General features: G+C 49.8%; 13 protein-coding genes and 1 pseudogene. 3 read left to right on the forward strand and 11 right to left on the reverse strand.

Translation table 11 applies throughout. The features are described from left to right. Positions 1-334: 334 nt before the first annotated feature. The 6 genes and pseudogenes from P3339_RS15065 to P3339_RS15095 all read right to left on the reverse strand — a co-directional run bounded on the left by P3339_RS15065 (position 335) and on the right by P3339_RS15095 (position 7,091). Entirely contained in the window at positions 335-1,435 is a 1,101-nt protein-coding gene (locus P3339_RS15065) for a patatin-like phospholipase family protein (RefSeq protein WP_353056836.1), read from the reverse strand. A gap of 173 nt (positions 1,436-1,608) precedes the next feature. Continuing rightward, positions 1,609-2,607, reverse strand: coding sequence for a YhdH/YhfP family quinone oxidoreductase (locus P3339_RS15070; RefSeq protein ID WP_282951041.1), 999 nt, complete (start codon positions 2,605-2,607; stop codon positions 1,609-1,611). Positions 2,608-2,657: 50 nt separating this feature from the next. Next, positions 2,658-3,808: pseudogene (sohB, locus tag P3339_RS15075) on the reverse strand (protease SohB). A 47-nt stretch (positions 3,809-3,855) separates the two neighbouring features. Continuing rightward, complete coding sequence (locus P3339_RS15085) at positions 3,856-4,416, reverse strand: cation/multidrug efflux pump (RefSeq protein WP_282951044.1); 561 nt, start codon at positions 4,414-4,416, stop codon at positions 3,856-3,858. A gap of 139 nt (positions 4,417-4,555) precedes the next feature. Next, positions 4,556-5,365, reverse strand: coding sequence for an NAD(+) diphosphatase (gene nudC, locus P3339_RS15090; RefSeq protein WP_282951045.1), 810 nt, complete (start codon positions 5,363-5,365; stop codon positions 4,556-4,558). 19 nt (positions 5,366-5,384) lie between these two features. After that, positions 5,385-7,091 carry a FimL-related protein gene (locus P3339_RS15095; RefSeq protein WP_282951046.1) on the reverse strand — a complete coding sequence of 569 codons (1,707 nt, stop codon included), beginning with the start codon at positions 7,089-7,091 and terminating at the stop codon, positions 5,385-5,387. Positions 7,092-7,470: 379 nt separating this feature from the next. Here P3339_RS15095 and nhaB point away from each other — a divergent pair, with 379 nt between their 5' ends. After that, the gene (gene nhaB, locus P3339_RS15100; protein ID WP_020414832.1) at positions 7,471-9,006 is read left to right on the forward strand and encodes a sodium/proton antiporter NhaB; all 1,536 of its coding nucleotides are present in this window, start codon (positions 7,471-7,473) and stop codon (positions 9,004-9,006) included. An 80-nt stretch (positions 9,007-9,086) separates the two neighbouring features. On the opposite strand, the gene dnaQ is transcribed toward nhaB, so the two are convergent. The 3 genes from dnaQ to P3339_RS15115 form a co-directional block, all read right to left on the reverse strand. Next, positions 9,087-9,815 (reverse strand): DNA polymerase III subunit epsilon, encoded by a 729-nt coding sequence (gene dnaQ / locus P3339_RS15105; RefSeq protein WP_282951047.1) that lies wholly within the window; start codon positions 9,813-9,815, stop codon positions 9,087-9,089. A 13-nt stretch (positions 9,816-9,828) separates the two neighbouring features. Continuing rightward, positions 9,829-10,266 (reverse strand): ribonuclease HI, encoded by a 438-nt coding sequence (gene rnhA / locus P3339_RS15110; RefSeq protein WP_020414830.1) that lies wholly within the window; start codon positions 10,264-10,266, stop codon positions 9,829-9,831. Between the two features lie 179 nt (positions 10,267-10,445). Beyond that, positions 10,446-11,105, reverse strand: a complete 660-nt coding sequence (locus tag P3339_RS15115) for a class I SAM-dependent methyltransferase (RefSeq protein ID WP_282951048.1) — start codon at positions 11,103-11,105, stop codon at positions 10,446-10,448. A gap of 140 nt (positions 11,106-11,245) precedes the next feature. On the opposite strand from P3339_RS15115, the gene gloB reads away from it, so the two are divergent. Both gloB and P3339_RS15125 read left to right on the forward strand, forming a co-directional pair. Beyond that, on the forward strand, positions 11,246-12,100 hold the full coding sequence (gene gloB / locus P3339_RS15120; protein WP_353056837.1) for a hydroxyacylglutathione hydrolase: 855 nt from the start codon (positions 11,246-11,248) through the stop codon (positions 12,098-12,100). Positions 12,101-12,296: 196 nt separating this feature from the next. Next, positions 12,297-13,856 carry a LysM peptidoglycan-binding domain-containing protein gene (locus tag P3339_RS15125; RefSeq protein WP_282951049.1) on the forward strand — a complete coding sequence of 520 codons (1,560 nt, stop codon included), beginning with the start codon at positions 12,297-12,299 and terminating at the stop codon, positions 13,854-13,856. A gap of 103 nt (positions 13,857-13,959) precedes the next feature. On the opposite strand, the gene P3339_RS15130 is transcribed toward P3339_RS15125, so the two are convergent. Then, positions 13,960-15,843 (reverse strand): SurA N-terminal domain-containing protein, encoded by a 1,884-nt coding sequence (locus P3339_RS15130; protein WP_020414826.1) that lies wholly within the window; start codon positions 15,841-15,843, stop codon positions 13,960-13,962. Positions 15,844-15,967: 124 nt separating this feature from the next. Next, positions 15,968-16,240, reverse strand: a complete 273-nt coding sequence (hbs, locus tag P3339_RS15135) for a non-specific DNA-binding protein Hbs (RefSeq protein ID WP_010132873.1) — start codon at positions 16,238-16,240, stop codon at positions 15,968-15,970. Positions 16,241-16,379: the final 139 nt, after the last annotated feature.

Here is a 16,379-nt window from a genome sequence, read left to right on the forward strand (position 1 = left end):
AACACTTCAAGAGGTGCAAGAGAGATAAGCCAATAAGCGCAACCGTTAACCAACAAAACGGTCAGATAGGAATTTGTTACAACCAGTAAATTCACGCATAGCGAAACAAACCACTTTTATCGACCGAATACTTCTCAACGTTCCCTTGCGATATTAACTACTGGCTATTGGAGCTATTCCCGAGCGTTATCATTTGGGGTACCTTCCGAATCTTTCCCTCGAACTCCAAACAAGCCCTTACGACCTTCGATAACTTCTGTTACAGGCCGCAAAAAATGACTTAGCTTATCCTTTTCCCACATTGCATCCTGATATCCGAGCTCAATCAATTCCTCTATATAAGGTCTTTCAAAGAGCAGATAGCTGGCAGCTGATACACCGCCTCCGGCACTGGTGGCACCTGTGGAGCGAAATAGCCAGCGCAGCGCAGGGGAAGAAACTGCAGCTTTTTCCCTCCCAGCCAGGCAAGGCTTTGCGAGGGTTCAATCACCACAGACTCTACCGGGCGCAAAGGCGCCAAATCGGAATATTTCTCTTTTTCTACAGATTCCAACAGGCTGTTGACCCTATCCATATGCTCCAAATCCCCCTCAAGGCTGTCAATGAAGGCAGCGTTGAACCACTGGGCAGCTATCTGGGCCATTGAAGGAGAATGCATTTGCCTGTCAGTGCGCCGGCTACCCCAGTGTATGGGGGAGCGGTTATCCGATACACCTACAATAAACACCCGCTTTGCACCAAGGTGCAAAGCGGGACTGATCGGGGCCATTTGACGTATGGCACCATCACAGAAATAAATATCTTCAATTCTGACAGCGGGAAAGATTGCTGGAATAGCTGCTGATGCGAGTAAATGATCCACAGTTAGCTCGGTAGGCACACCAAATCGCCTAAAGCGCTGCCAACTCTTCACGCCATCGGCAGCTTGATAAAAGCTGACTGACTCACCTTCACTGTAGGAAAGTGCGTTAATGCAAGTGGCATGTAAATGCCCAGCATCGATATTTTTCTGAATATTGCTAAAGTCGATAACTTCCTTAAGCAATTTTCTCAGAGGTGAATTATCGAGTAGTGCCAGAGGTTTTTGTCGCCCCACCCCCTGGTTAAGTAATGATCGGCTAATTGAAAATAGATTGCCTATAAGGCTCCACCAACTAGTACGATAAACGCGCTCAACACTGAGACTCATCCACACAGAGCACATGCTATCAACGGCTTCTTTGAAGGTGCCGGGATGGGAAGCCAGCATCATTGCATTCATCGCACCAGCAGAGGTGCCGCAGATAATTTTAAAAGGCCGAGGATTATCCTCTGGTACCACCTCCGCCAAGGCCTTTAGTACACCTGCTTGATATGCCGCACGGGCACCACCACCGGAGAGAACCAGCGCGCTGTTTTCATCGAGAAATGAAGACTCGTTGTTACCTTTAGACAATGTGCTCTTCCAACAGAAATAGACCGCCAATAACAGCATTTACCAAAATGCTATTGAAAACAAAGCGGACAAACAAATACCAATGCTTATATGCAGCCTATAAATCAACTCAGTTAAAAATCTGGATTTTGTAATTATTATTCCGAAAAGTTAAGCTGCTTACAGGGACATATTTACCACGTAACGGCCAATTCCATGCCCCCTATGAATACGAGCAAGAAACTCCGGCGCCTGCTCCAAAGAAATATCTTCAGCGATCCCGCGGAGCTGATTACCGATATACCAATCCCTCGAAAGCCGCTGCCAAACCGCGCTCTTTTTTCAATTGGTAGCTCAACACTATCGACACCTAAAAGGCTGATGCCGCGCAAAATAAAGGGGAATACGTTGGCATGGAATTGTGCCCCGGAGGCCATTCCACAAGCAGCAACACCGCCACCATAGGCCAATGACTTAATCACATTGAAAAGTGTTTCACCGCCTACAGTATCTATTGCCCAGGCCCAAAGAGGCTTTGCCATAGATTTACTGGCAAATGGAGCCAAGGTATCCCTATCGAGAACTTTCCAGGCACCTAAATTAGTCAGGAAATCCGCAGCTTCCAATTTACCTGTCACCGCCGCCACACGGAAACCCAGCTTAGCTAACAGTGCCACTGCAATTGATCCGACCCCACCAGTAGCTCCGGTCACCAGAACCTCCCCATCCTCAGGGACCGCACCAGACTCAAGGAGCTTCTCCACACACAATGCCGCTGTCAGGCCAGCCGTACCCAGAGTCATTGACTCCCTGGCAGTAAGCCCCTGCGGAAGAGGCAACGCCCACTTGGGGGGAATGGCAATCATTTCTGCCAAGCCCCCCGGCGTATTCATGCCCAAATCATAGCCAGTGACCAACAATTCCGTACCGGGTTTATAAGTGCCACTATGATCCTCCAACACCTTGCCTACCGCATCGATACCCGGCGTATGGGGATACTCCCGGGTAATACTACGGTTACCAAATGCGGACATCGCGTCTTTGAAATTCAGAGAGGAATGGGAAACTGCAAGCAACAAGGGATTGTCTGGCAGGTCACAGACCTGCCTTTCAACCAAAAGCTGGTCGAACTTACCTACGGCAACCTCTTCTACCCTTATTGCCCGGAAACTTTCATCCCTGAAATTGTTCATGTGAAAATTTCCTGTCTATCAAAGATTTCAACCCTGCTTGAGGTGCTTATTTATTGCGCGTGATGCCGCCAAGCAGCTAACTTTGAGAATAGACGAGTCATCGCGGACTCTACTCCTGCCTCAGCAGCCAGCCCCATTTTCTTGGCAATATTCTTCTTTTCTTTGTACTCCACCTGATAAAGGTCAGCACCTTCTGCACTATGAGTCAGATACTCATCGGAAGTCTTGAGTTCATCAACAAGCCCAAGGGACAAAGCCTTTTGCCCAAACCAGACTTCACCGGTAGCGACTTTGGCAATATCCAGGCTGGGTCGGTATTCACTGACAAAATGCTGGAACAACACGTGGATCTCTTCCAGGTCACTCTGGAATTTCTCACGGCCTTCTTCAGTATTTTCACCAAACATTGTTACTGTGCGCTTGTACTCTCCTGCAGTAAACAGCTCATAGTCCACATCATGACGCTTAAGTAAGCGATTAAAATTGGGGAGCTGTGCGAGCACACCAATAGACCCCAACATCGCAAATGGGGCAGCCAGAATTCGATCAGCCACACAGGCCATCATATAGCCGCCACTAGCCGCGACTTTATCTACTGCAATAGTGAGGTGTATACCCGCGCTGCGTATACGCGCCAGCTGACTAGCCGCAAGGCCATAGTTCGCAACCATACCGCCTGGACTTTCCAGGCAAAGAAGCACCTCATCTCCCGTTTTTGCCACCTGCAGGATCGCAGTAATTTCTTCTCGTAGGTGGGAGAGCGCACTTGCTTTAATATCGCCATTAAAATGCATTACGAAAATACGTCTGCGATCCTCAGAGGACACTGCAATGCTTTTTTCAGATTTTTCTGCCTGAGCTTCTGAAGTGCCTATTTCTTGCTTCTGGCTATCAATTTCTTTTGCTGCTTTCTTCTTTGCTTCAGCCTTATGTCTCTTCACTAAAGCCTTTTCTTCAGCTTTTTTTCCTTCGCAAGTTGCTTCTTGCGATGGGCAAACTCGTGCTTTTCCATGACCGCTTCCAGCAGGGTGTCTTTGAACTGCTCATAGCGGTCATTCAAACGTGTAACACTAATATGCCCCTGAACACGCTCCTTTAGCTGTTCGCGATTGGCAAAAATAAAGCCTATCAATATCATTAGGGCCACAATCACTGTGACAATTTTTGCCAGGAATAGGCCGTACTCAATTAAAAATTCCACTTAAACTCCAGATTGCTACCTTTCAACATTAAAATTTATTACTCATATCATTTCCAGCCATCCAGGGCGGAAGTTGCCTGCTTGTTCAGCGGCCTTGCCAATAACCCACTGTGACTGATTCGAACATCGTAAACAGCTCCATCCTCCATAGGAAGAAAGGTTGCGCTACCATAAACGGCATCAACGAAAGGCAGGCTTTTATCAAAACCTTTAACAAACCGCCAAACATCCACTCCGTAATTGGTGCCGTCGATCTGGTGGACCGATCGCTCCCGGGCTCGTTCATCCCTCAAGGTTAGGTAACGCCCGCTCAGCCGGTCCAGTCTGTATGCCGGTTCAATGCCCCAACGGGCCAAATGGCCCTGCCATTTCAGCATTCGCGCATCCAACTGCCACTGATCGCCATACAGCTCAAATTTCTGAGAAATTCCATCGGCATCAGCGAATTTAACTTCGAACTGCTGCTCGGCCACCTTTCGGAAAGAGACAATACCGACGCTGTGCTCTTGAGCCAGATTGCGATAACTGAAGACATCGGCCGCCACCAGGACTATCCATAGGGCCAAACCGAAAAAGATCAAGCCCGCCGAGCCTCGCAGAAAGCCCATCACCCAGCTTCCACTTAACAGTACTCGCGCCCCCCAAAAACAAGCAGCAATGCCAATATGGCAATCAGAAAGGTGATCAAGATGTACATAAATTATTGTTCTCCATACTTCTTTAGCAGAGCCGTTAGAACAACCACGGCTACTTTCCCGCCGCGACCTGCTCCACGAAAGTGTGAATCAGCTGTCCCGAGAGAGTCTGCACAGGTGGAATTTCCGGCAGCGATCTATAGTGAAACCATTGTGCTTCTTCAATTTCATTCGGATCGGGACACAACTCACCGCCCTGCCACGCCGCAAGATATCCCAACATCAATTGGCCGGGAAATGGCCAGGGCTGGCTACCGATATACTGCAAGCTACCCACCTCTAAGCCTACTTCCTCACGAACTTCACGCTTGAGCGCTATCTCAGCGCTTTCACCCGGCTCTATAAAACCCGCAAGCGCGGTATAGGTGATATTTCTACGATTCGCATGACGGGCAAGCAGGCACTCTTCTCCTCGAGTGACCAGCATAATGACACAGGGAGAAATTCGCGGATAAACCGTCAATTGGCAGTTCGGGCAGGTTCTGGCCCTGTCGATGGAATGGTAGTGAGTTGCGGTCCCACAGCGCCCACAAAAGCGATGGTCGCGGTCCCAATGCGCGATCTGTAGAGCGCGGCCGGCCAATGCAAATAAATGCTCGTCTGTGGAGGTTAATAAACTGCGCAGGTTACGCCAGTCATGCCCGCGAATATCCAGCAGGCTGGATAACACACGAACACCGCAACTTTGTCCTCCCAACTCCCCAAGGTAGTGGTTTGAAATTACAGCCTCGGCCAAAAATATATCCATCTCATGGATAAACTGGTCTCCTCGACAGAGCACCAACCCCTCAGCCACAATAATTTGTTGGGAAAAATCTGGGGTAGCCCACACATTTGCAGCGGGCTCAAAGCGTTCGACCAAAAGAGCCTCCTAATTCAGGTTAAACCGTCTCTACGGGATAACCAAGTGCAGCCAAGCTCTCCACAGCGAGGTTAAGGGATTGCACATCGGCCTGACGGTGCAGCTTTACCTCGCCAAGGTAGTACTCAAGGCTGATAATAGCATCGGCGAAAATATCCAGTGACTGCTCAACATCAGGACCTGCATCGTGGCGATCTACCACTGTTTCAACAAATTTAAATAAGCCTTCAACCACCAAAGCAGCGCGCTGTAGGTTTAAGACGATCAACCCCCCACGCACAGAGTTAAGAGTGGTCGAGACGTTGCGGATATGGCCATGGTCATAGCCGGAATCTGCATATGCAGCTAGAGCGCGCTTTATCAACGCAAGGCCAGCTTCCGCCTCCTTAAGCACTGCTACCTCTGCCTCTGCCAGCTGGCTATGCTCAAAAGCAATATCCGCATGGCCGTACTCATCGAGATCAATATTGGTACTCTGCTTTAATGCCCGCACAGTACTATCCACCATCAACACTTGACCGGTGAGCTTCTGTAAAGCTGAATCTGCGACAGAACCTCCTGCACCTGCAGCACTTTGGTATTCAGCTACGGCATTGCGCAGACTCTCGCCCACTCGCTTGAAGTTCAACATTTGCAAGGTACCAGCAACGCGTCTCAGGGTGCTGGCTAGTCCATCATTCTCATCGATATCGGAGATACCGATCAGCTCAATATCATCCAGCATCCGGCGCACACTGGATAACTCTTCATCCAGTGCACCAGCTACAGCAGAAATTGCAGTGGCACCAGGCCCACCCAGGCTCGCGCGCTCCCTTTCCAGTTCTTCCTCAGTATATTCAAGGGATTCTGCCGAAAAGATATCGAGAAGCTTACTCCCAGCCTCAGCAGGCTTCGACAGAGCAAGCCAATAGATGCATTCTTTCAGCAATATCGGGGGTGCAGGCTGGTCTAGAGCAGCGTCACACTCCTTTTGCAGGGCACGCAACCAACGATCAAACATACTGAATACCATTACCCTGGAACGGCTAATACGCATTTCACAGGCAGCCATACCTGTCAGGGCGGCACCAGCCACGACCCACAGGCGCCCATTTGGACGCCCAGAAGTGATACTCGCAATCCGCTCCAATGCTCGGGCCATCATGGTGAAAGCCGGGCCGCGGGGTTTGCCACGCAATAATGCCAAGAGACCTACTTGATACATATGCCGGAACCTACGGACAAAACTACGCAAGTCTTCGGACATTACTGCCGAGGCGCCCATGCCAGGTATTGAGGCATCCAGGTTACAACGAAAAAAATGGCTTTCAGGTACCGGCGGCTGGGACCGCGCAGCCCTAAGGTTATTAATAAAGGGGATCAGTAATTCTGGCCTGGCTATGGCCCGACTCTGCACAAAATCGAGGTACCGGCCCAATACATAAAGCCCACTACCCAGAGCTTCCATTAGCTCCTCTGTGGCTTGCTGTCGCCCTTCCAACACTTCGGTGAGCGCAGTTATTTTCTCCTGGGCAAGCAATTCTCCAGCATGGAGCTGCACCATCTGCAATACGCCACTCACTTGCCTAAGAGCTGCCAAGCATTGCTCCAGTGACTGCTTCTGGGTGGTATCTGCTGCAAATTTGTCCAAGTGAGAGGTAGCGTTATCTACTGCTACTACCAGCTCATCCTTGACCACATTGACAGAAGTGATGTTGATCTTGCGCAATTCACTCTTTGACTGCACCGCTGCACTCTTCCTGTAACCGAACAAAAAATAACCAAAACAAAAGGTTCTGGCCTAGTAAAGGGCAATTTATACCAATAGAGAAAAGAGTCCACCTTTCCGCCAATAAATTCCACCGAATATTCGACAAATCCTCTGCTACCTCCTCTGAACCCCTAAATTACTTGAATTTTCCGGAAAACCCAGTAGCGTTTGCTACTTTCAAGTGTGCAGATGTGCACTTTTTTTGCGCTTACGCCCAAAAAACAATCAGCTTCACCAGCTGAACACAAGGGAAAGAGAGATCGCGGCTAAGGGCTTTCCCAAAATGCCGCAAAGGGCAGGGACAACCCGACACTTCAATTTGACCCAAACACTGGGTTACCCAGGGAAGTAAATGATGAACACTTACAACAATGCACTGACGGCTTCCGGTAGCGGTTTTGGCCGGGCTTTTGCGGATAATTTTCTCGGCGAAGCCCCGGATTGGTACAAACTGACAATAGCTGCCTTTCTTCTATTAAACCCAGTAATACTTTATGTCAGCGGCCCTTTTATTACCGGGTGGGTACTGATTGCTGAATTCATTTTTACCCTGGCAATGGCACTAAAGTGCTACCCACTTCAACCCGGAGGATTGCTCGCTATTGAGGCCGTCCTTATGGGAATGACCAGCACAGATGCGGTCTATCATGAAGTAGTCGAGAATATTGAAGTTATCCTGCTGCTGATGTTTATGGTCGCCGGGATCTACTTTATGAAGAGTCTCTTACTCTTTGTGTTTACCAAGATCCTAATTCACGTGAACTCAAAGAGTATGCTCTCGCTACTGTTTTGTGCAGTAGCTGCAGTACTTTCAGCATTCCTAGACGCACTTACAGTTACTGCTGTACTAATCGCGGTAGCTGTAGGCTTTTACTCTGTTTATCACCGGGTCGCCTCCCAGCAACCCCACCACCACCATGACCATGATCACTCAAATGACGAACACGTAGTGGAGTACCACCGGGAGGACCTGGACCAATTCCGGGCCTACCTGCGCAGCCTTATCATGCATGGTGCCGTAGGTACTGCATTGGGAGGCGTCTGTACTTTAGTGGGTGAGCCACAAAACCTACTGATTGCCGAAAAAGCCGGCTGGGAGTTTCTTCAATTCTTCCTGCAAATGGCGCCGGTCACTATCCCCACCCTATTTGCTGGGCTTATCACCTGTGTATTCTTGGAAAAAACTAAAATCTTAGGCTACGGTGCCCAGCTTCCTATAGCAGTGCGTGAAGTATTGTTGAACTATTCGAGAGAAGAAGAAAAGAAGCGTACCTCTGCACAGGTGGCTGAACTCTGGGTACAGGGCATTGTTGCTCTGCTGCTTGTATTCGCATTGGCCTTCCATGTTGCCGAAGTGGGTATTATCGGCTTGATGATCATTGTGCTTTTGACGTCCTTCAATGGTATTGTTCAGGAGGCCCGAATTGGACACGCCTTTGAAGAAGCCCTGCCTTTTACGGCTCTATTGGTGGTATTTTTTGCCATTGTTGCGGTGATTCACCAACAGCATCTGTTTGAACCGGTTACCCACTTCGTACTATCACAAAAGCCTGAACAACAACCGGGTTTACTGTTTTTGGCCAACGGCATACTGTCCATGATCAGTGATAATGTTTTCGTAGCCACGGTGTATATTAATGAAGTTAAGACTGCCCTAACTGCGGGCGACATCACCCGTGAACACTTTGACAAGTTGGCCATTGCAATTAATACAGGAACCAACCTTCCGAGTGTTGCCACACCGAATGGACAGGCAGCCTTCTTATTCCTGCTCACCTCAGCCCTGGCTCCGTTAATCCGTTTATCCTACGGGCGTATGGTAATCATGGCTTTGCCATACACTATCGTGCTCACTGCTGTTGCGCTGGTTTGCGTTGTTTACGCAATTTAATGAGATTCAAAAACACTAAATCCTAACAGCTACTTCACTTCTATCGCACAATAAAAAAGCCCGCTATGCGGGCTTTTTTATTACCAAAAATGCTTGCCTGAGGATTTCTCCAGTAATGCCAACATGGATTGGTGAGCTTCTAATTCCCCTCTATCTGCCTGAACTACAAGCAGGGGCTCACGATCAGCTGAGAGCCTACGGATTACCGATGAAGTGTCTTCATTCTGCCCTTTATCCCCATCCTCTTGATTGTGCCCATCGCCACCCTGAGCCAGTATTAAGTCAGTCTGGCCGCCGGTCATCATCAAGTAGACGTCAGCGAGAATCTCCGCATCCAGCAAAGCGCCATGCAGGTCTCGCTGGGAGTTATCGACAAAATAGCGCTTGCACAGAGCGTCCAGGTTGTTCTTCTGGCCAGGGTGCTTTTCCCGCGCCAAAGCCAGAGTATCCAGGACAGTGCTGTGGGCTGCCACATTTTTCCAGCGGGGATTGCCGAGCAGCCTCAACTCAGCATTAATAAAGCCAACATCAAAGGGAGCGTTGTGAATAACCAACTCAGCCCCCTCACAAAAGTGCATAAACTCATCCGCGATTTGCGCAAAGACCGGTTTATCGGCAAGGAATTCATTGGTAATACCATGAACTTCTATAGCGCCATCTTCCACTTGCCGCTGCGGATTAATGTACTGATGGTAATGGCGCCCGGTCAGCTTGCGGTTAATCAGTTCCACGCAGCCAATTTCAATGATCCGGTGACCACTTTTGGGATCCAGGCCGGTAGTTTCCGTATCGAGGACAACTTGACGCATTTTCTACTCTCCCTCAGGACTCCAGCTCATCAATACCACGGTTAGCTAACTGATCCGCCCGTTCATTGCCCGGGTGGCCAGCATGCCCTTTTACCCAATGCCACTGCACTTGGTGACGAGCAACACTCTCATCCAGCTGACGCCAAAGATCAGCATTTTTAACTGGCTTTTTGTTGGCGGTTTTCCATCCGTTTTTCTTCCAATTATTGATCCAGCCGGTAATACCCTGGCGCAAGTACTGAGAGTCCGTATGCAAGTCAACCAGGCATGGCTGTTTAAGCGCTTCCAGGGCCTGAATTGCCGCCATTAGCTCCATACGATTGTTGGTGGTGTGAGACTCGCCACCACATAGCTCTTTTTCCAAATCGCCATAAACCAGCAAGGCTCCCCAGCCACCAGGGCCTGGATTACCACGGCAGGCACCATCGGTATAAATAGTTATTTGTTTCAAAATTGACGCCAAATTAGGAAAGTAGCCGATGTGCGAAACCGCTCCGCAGGATCAGCGCTTCTGATGCTTACCCCGCGCCGCAACACGGGGGCTCGTAGGTGTGGCCACCAAGGCGGGTTTTCGCTGGGTACGCCAGTTAATTTTTATGGTGCGTACTCGCGCCACCTCTTTGCGCGCGACTATGATGTAAAAGCCCCCCAAGGCAAGCGCCAGCGGGATCCCAGGCGCTCCATCCAAGCCGTTTTAGCTAGCAACTCCCGCTGCTGTAATGGCAACCGAAAGAACCCCCGGTGCACTTTATCTGCCTGTAAATCCAGGAGATTCATCCAGTCTGCCACACGGGCAGCGCGCATTTGGTTGCCCTTTTGGTATGCACCGCGAGAAAAAAGCATCCGTGACAAACCGAGAAGAGAGAAAGGATTAAACCCTATCAACAACATATGACCACCTGGTATCAACACTCGCGCAGCTTCTCTGAGTATCTGGTGGGGGTGCGCTGAGAAGTCCAGCAGATGGTGCAATAGAACGACATCTATAGATTCAGATGGTAGAGGCAGATGCTCCAACTCTACCAGCGCAGCTCCCTTCTGCTCCGGACAGGCAGCGAGGCGGAATCGATGATTAATACGACTGGAGTCCGCAAAATCCACAGCGTCTGTTACTCCGACCTGCATCAGATGGTAACCAAAGAAGCCCTCAATCAAGGGTTGCGATAGCGCCAGCTGCTGGGACAGTATTTCCTGACCCAAACTACTGGAAAACCAGTGTGACAGAGCCGGGCAGGCTTTTACCAGTGACGGCAGCTCCGAGTCGTTCCGCGACCTGAACTTATCAGTCATTCAATCTCCTAATTAAAAGCCAGCAATATCCTGGCCTCAAAACCACCCGATACAGAGGTTCACCCCGAAACCCAACAGCAGTTTAACAAGATAAGGTAGCGTTATTTGCTATGGATTTAAAAGGTAAATCAGGCCACTAAATGTGCTTTCAGCACACTACCACTCTGATTACATGGTATCGTTTCCAGCCCCAGATGGCAGGCAGGATCAATATGCTCTCAATAACACCTATTCCCGCACTTAGAGACAACTATATCTGGCACCTCAACAAAGGCGACGAGCACTGGGTTGTCGATCCAGGGGAAGCTGCTCCAGTTATCCAGGCACTTAAAGGCGACTCTCTGGATGGCATTTTGATCACCCATCACCATTTCGATCACACTGGAGGAATAGCTGAACTGAGAAAGCACTATCACTGCCCTGTTTACGGACCCAAAGCAGTAAAAGGTGTGACAAATACGATTACTGAGGGAGACAGCCTTCAGATACTTGGCACTTCCCTGCGGGTTTGGAGCATTCCGGGCCACACCCTCGACCATCTCGCTCTGATCCTTGAAGGGCAAGGCAAAAACGGAGCTCTGCAAACTCATCTCTTCTGCGGCGACACCCTTTTTGCCGCGGGCTGCGGGCGATTGTTTGAGGGCAGCCCTGAACAGATGTATCAATCCCTACAGCGGCTTTGCACCCTACCGCCGGCAACACAAATCTACTGCGCTCACGAGTACACTTTGGGTAACCTGAACTTTGCCAAATCTGTTGAACCAGACAACCCAGCAGTAACCCAGCGCTTGCAAGAATGCCAGCTACTCAGAACTTCAGGCAAACCTACGCTGCCATCCAATATCATTCGGGAGAGGGAAACCAATCCATTTCTACGCTGTGATATTCCAGAGGTTAAGCAAAGTGGCGCGCGACACTTGGGCCGCAATAACCCTGAAAGCCTGAGTGAAGTTGAGGTATTTTCGAGCCTGAGAGACTTAAAAGACCACTTTTGACAAAGTGCCCTCAGCTAAAATCCTGTAGCAATCAAACTTGAATAAACTGTCTATATTTTATTCAGTCGCGTTGACCGAAACTATTCCTGCTATTTAGAATCATATGACTATGATCTAATGCTCAGTGTTAGCAAAAAATAAACGCCTAGGCGTAAGCTGAGCGAGGAATTAAAAGAAATATTCGCGGATACCAATCATGGTTCATAAGAATTTTGCCGTGGCGCTGTTAGCGGCCACGGTTGGGGCATGCTCGCAGATGCCAAATAAGGGCTCATCACCTGAGCGTGAAGCTGCAGAAGCTCCTGAAAGAAAAATTGCGAGCAGCACCACTATCTCCACGCCTGAACCTGAAGAGGAAGCCCTGCCCCCTACAGACATCTGGGAACGTTTGCGTAGAGGCTTCCGCCTCAATCATCGCGTTGATAATACAAAAGTCCAGGATTACATCGCCTATTTTTCCCGCAATGAAGGCTATATGGCGCGCGTTAGCGAGCGCTCGCGCCGTTATATCTTCCATGTAGTCGAAGAACTCGAAGAGGCCAACTTGCCTCTCGAACTGGCCCTGTTGCCAATTGTTGAGAGCGCATACGATCCCTTCGCTTACTCTCATGCACGCGCCTCCGGCATGTGGCAGTTTATCCCTTCCACTGGCCGCTCCTTTGGTTTGCAACAAAACTGGTGGTACGACGGCCGTCGTGACGTCCATGAATCAACCCGCGCAGCGGTTAAGTACTTCAATTACCTGATGGAGCGGTTTGACGGCGACTGGGAACTGGCCCTGGCAGCCTACAATGCTGGCGAGGGCACCGTTCGTAGAGCAGTAGAGCGCAATCGTCGCAAAGGGCTTGGTACCAGCTTCTGGGACCTGAAATTGCCTAGGGAAACGAAGCGATATGTACCACAACTGCTAGCACTGGCAGAGGTGGTTTCACGTCCAGACTATTACAAAGTGCCTCTCCATGATATCGCTAATGAGCCTTACTACGCCCGGGTTGATGTCGGCAGCCAGATAGATATGGCGCAGGCTGCTGAGCTGGCTGAAATTGAAGTTGATGAGCTCTACCTACTTAACCCAGGCTATAACCGCTGGGCTACAGACCCCAACGGAAACCATCAATTATTGATACCCATTGAAAACCAGGATGTGTTCGAAGCCGCGCTCAAAGAGCTGCCTGAAAACCAGCGAGTAACCTGGCAACGCTATACCATTAATCGCGGGGATACACTTTCGACGATTGCGAGGCGCTACCAGACAACGGTCAGTGCCATTCGCGAGACTAACAAACTGCGCAATAACAATATCCGGGCTGGTAAAACCCTGCTGATTCCCAGTGCCTCTGGCCCTGCCGGACAGTATGCGTATGCTCTGGACCAGCGTGTAAAACGCCGTCAATCCTCCGGCCAAGGGCAGAAGAGCAGCTATACAGTAAGACCTGGCGACAGTCTTTGGGCTATAGCTCGGAAAATGAACGTAAGCGTCAAACAATTGGCCAGCTGGAATAGCATGGCGCCCGGTGACACCCTACGCCCTGGCCGGACATTGGTTGCCTATGATGGGAGTACACCTGCTAGCAACAACCGTACGACACGCAAGGTTTCCTATAAAGTCCGTAGCGGTGACTCTCTTTACCGAATCGCTAACAAGTTCAGTATTGAGATCGACGATATTTTACGCTGGAATAAAATCACCAAATCCAAGTACTTACAGCCAGGCCAGCGCCTCACTCTGTTTGTGGACAGCGCAAGCAACAGTTGAGTTTTCTGACCTTTCGCCCGCCTGCTATCGCAACTAAATAAAAGAAGCTGTAAATAAAAAACCCGGCATCTGCCGGGTTTTTTATTTTTCTAATTGAGCAAAGTTACTGGCTCTCTGGCGCCAGCTCGACTTTTGCCTGATCAGATAAGTAACGCTGAATAGCTGCCAGTTCCGCACCTCCATTTACTGAGGCTAATTGCTGCATTAGCGCCTGGCGCTGCTCTTTACTTTGCTGGGATAAATTGCCTTCCCGCACACCGCGTAATGCCAGAACAACTTGATCACCGCTGCTCGTAGCAAACACTGACAATTCCTCAGAGCCGGTGGCCGGGGCAGCCAAGGAGAATGCCTTGGTATTGATTTCTCCGCGCTCCCCAAAGCCACCGCGACGTGTTTTGTCGCTGACCTCTAAGGTTAAGCCTTGTTCCTCTGCCAATTTGGCAAAATCTTCACCTGCAGCGAGCTTTTCTTTCAGGGCTTCGGCACGAACAGCAAGCTGCTCGCTCGCTTTGTCACGCTTGAGACGCTCAACAATTTGCTCGCGGACTTCCTCTAGCGGATAGGTTCCAGCCTGCTTGGACTCCGTTACGCGTAATACCACGGAGTGCTCGTTATTAAGATTGAGCACATCTGAAGTGTTACCATCTTCCATCACTTCAGGGGAGAAAGCAGCTTCCACTACCTGCCCATTAGCCAAGACCCCAGCGCCACTTTCTCGAGAGAAGAGGCCACTGGTTTTTAGAGGCACTCCCAGCTCCTCGGCGGGACCTGCCAGGTTATCGGCATTATAAGCAAGGTCTGCCAAACGGCTCAGGGCATCAACGAATTCACTCTCTGCTGCGGCTGCACGTAACTGGGTCTCGATAGCACCCTTACGCTCCTCAAAAGTTGGAGGCTCACTCTCCTCAACTTCCAGCAACTTAATAAAGTGTGTTCCGCTATCAGTGGTAACCGGAGCAGACACCTGACCAACCTCCAAGCTTGCCAGTGCCTCCTCAAAAGCCTGAGGGAAAACATCACCGGCGGTAAAGCCGAGGTCTCCACCCTCTTCCCGTGAACCAATATCTTCTGAATAAGCTTTGGCCAGTTCGGCGAAGTCTTCACCTGCATCCAGCTTGGTCTGGATCTCCTCCAGCTTCGCTTGGTCTGCGTCCTCCAAAAGGATATGAGCTGCACGACGACGAAGGTCAGCGCCAAAACTGGCAATCTCTTGATCGTACTGCGAGCGAACATCCTCTTCTGAAATATCGATATTGGCTGCAAACAACGCGGGAGTAAGCTCTATATACTCAACTGCCACTTGCTCAGGTCGCTGGTATTGGCTCTGATTTTCCTGGTAGAACTGCTCGACTTCTGCATCACCAACTTCAGTGGTGGCCAGAAGCTCCTGTACCGGCATTACTACATAGTTGAAATCACGCTCTTCCATTGATGCCGCCACTACCTGCTCGGCATCAGCTTGCGTAGTAAAAGCGCTTTCGGTAACGCTGTCTGCATATTGCTGCAGCGCCAGATCACTTTCGACAATTTGAGGGAAATTGGCTGTGCTATAGCCCATACGACGCAAAGCATCGCGATATAATTGAGGATCAAAGGTGCCATTTACCTGAAAAGCTGGAATATCGGTAATGGCTTTATTAACAGCCGCAGTACTCATAACCATACCGCTCTCCAAAGCAGCTTGGCGCATGACTGAGCTTGAAATTAATTGGCGCAATACAGGTTCACGTAACTGCTCGTCGCTGATCAGGTCTGCTGGGACATTTTCCCCATATTGACTCATGATCATACTGCGACGATTTTGAATCGCTCGCTGCAAATCCAGATTGGTGATTTTTTCACCATTTACCTCGGCAACCGCATCGGCGGCACCACCACTGGCCCCTGAGAAAAAGTCGATTCCCCCAATGACCATAATGAACCCAAAGAAAGCTGCGACAATAATCGCTGCCGTCCCTTTCAGGTTATCGCGCATGGACTGAAGCATGCTCAGCTCCGAATTTTGACTCTAATTATTTAACTGTTACCAGATACAAAAAAGGCGTATCCAACCTGACACGCCTCTTTATAGCTTCGAATCTTTTACAAGGTCTCGAAGTTCACCGAAAAACTTAGTTTACGGCGTCTTTCAGGGCTTTACCGGCCTTGAAGTTAGGGATTTTCGCTGCGGCGATTTCGATGGGGTCGCCAGTGCGAGGATTGCGGCCAGTACGGGCTGCGCGCTCTTTCACTGCAAAAGTACCAAAGCCTACCAAGGCAACCTGATCGCCTTTTTTAAGCGCATCAGTAATGCTATCAACCATTGCGTCCAAAGCACGGCCAGCTGCTGCTTTTGGAATATCTGCAGACGCGGCAATTGCTTCAATCAGTTCGGACTTATTCACGCTTAATCCCTCTGTTCTTTTAAATATGTTCAGGACACCCTCAGGCCAGGTATCACTATTAGTAACTTTTTAACCACCGGCAATTTTGGCGCCGGGCAATAAGCCTCGTTTTATACCAACTGCCCGGTAACGGGTCAAG

It is taken from the genome of Microbulbifer sp. MLAF003 (genome assembly GCF_030012965.1).
In the GTDB taxonomy this organism is placed as follows: Bacteria; Pseudomonadota; Gammaproteobacteria; order Pseudomonadales; family Cellvibrionaceae; genus Microbulbifer; species Microbulbifer variabilis.

What these genes read in the sequence shown, in the direction of transcription:
- P3339_RS15070 (WP_282951041.1), bottom strand. Translation starts at nt 2,607, where the DNA reads ATGAACAATTTCAGGGATGAAAGTTTCCGGGCAATAAGGGTAGAAGAG.
- P3339_RS15085 (WP_282951044.1), bottom strand. Translation starts at nt 4,416, where the DNA reads ATGGGCTTTCTGCGAGGCTCGGCGGGCTTGATCTTTTTCGGTTTGGCC.
- nhaB (WP_020414832.1), top strand. Translation starts at nt 7,471, where the DNA reads ATGAACACTTACAACAATGCACTGACGGCTTCCGGTAGCGGTTTTGGC.
- dnaQ (WP_282951047.1), bottom strand. Translation starts at nt 9,815, where the DNA reads ATGCGTCAAGTTGTCCTCGATACGGAAACTACCGGCCTGGATCCCAAA.
- P3339_RS15115 (WP_282951048.1), bottom strand. Translation starts at nt 11,105, where the DNA reads ATGACTGATAAGTTCAGGTCGCGGAACGACTCGGAGCTGCCGTCACTG.
- gloB (WP_353056837.1), top strand. Translation starts at nt 11,246, where the DNA reads ATGTGCTTTCAGCACACTACCACTCTGATTACATGGTATCGTTTCCAG.
- P3339_RS15125 (WP_282951049.1), top strand. Translation starts at nt 12,297, where the DNA reads ATGGTTCATAAGAATTTTGCCGTGGCGCTGTTAGCGGCCACGGTTGGG.
- P3339_RS15130 (WP_020414826.1), bottom strand. Translation starts at nt 15,843, where the DNA reads ATGCTTCAGTCCATGCGCGATAACCTGAAAGGGACGGCAGCGATTATT.